Raw genomic sequence first — 416 nt, 5'->3', positions numbered from 1 at the left:
CTTGATCAAGGGAAACATCATTGATCAATACATCATAGATGCAGCGTATCAATTTATGCTTTGAAATTCCGATACCACTCGTCGCATTACCCTGGGGGTCTAGATCAACGAGAAGAACCCGCTTCCCTAGCTCAGCCAAACAAGCACTCAGATTTATCGCTGTTGTAGTTTTAGCGACACCACCCTTTTGGTTGGCAACAGCAATTACTTTAGTTATCAATAGCGCACACATCCTTTTACAACTCATACTCTAGATAGTATCAAACCACCTCCAATAAAAAAAGCGCTATTAACGCATTTTTTTAACAAATAATTAAATTCCTCATATATTATTATGATCCTACTGCAATAATTGTTGGTAAAGCTTTGTAAAGACTTTGCTTGAGAGGCTCACTGCTCACGACTTTCCCATTCAC

The 416-nt window shown here is 38.7% G+C and carries 1 protein-coding gene; it reads right to left on the bottom strand.

Annotated elements, in window-relative coordinates:
- Nucleotides 1-232: ParA family protein (locus tag DSOL_RS26395; RefSeq protein ID WP_427854468.1), on the bottom strand; the 232-nt coding region annotated here is incomplete at its 3' end.
- Nucleotides 233-416: the final 184 nt, after the last annotated feature.

It is taken from the genome of Desulfosporosinus metallidurans, assembly GCF_001936615.1.
In the GTDB taxonomy this organism is placed as follows: Bacteria; Bacillota; Desulfitobacteriia; order Desulfitobacteriales; family Desulfitobacteriaceae; genus Desulfosporosinus; species Desulfosporosinus metallidurans.
Note: the sequence above shows the minus strand (reverse complement) of the source record. Positions and strands in the feature narration are given on the sequence as shown.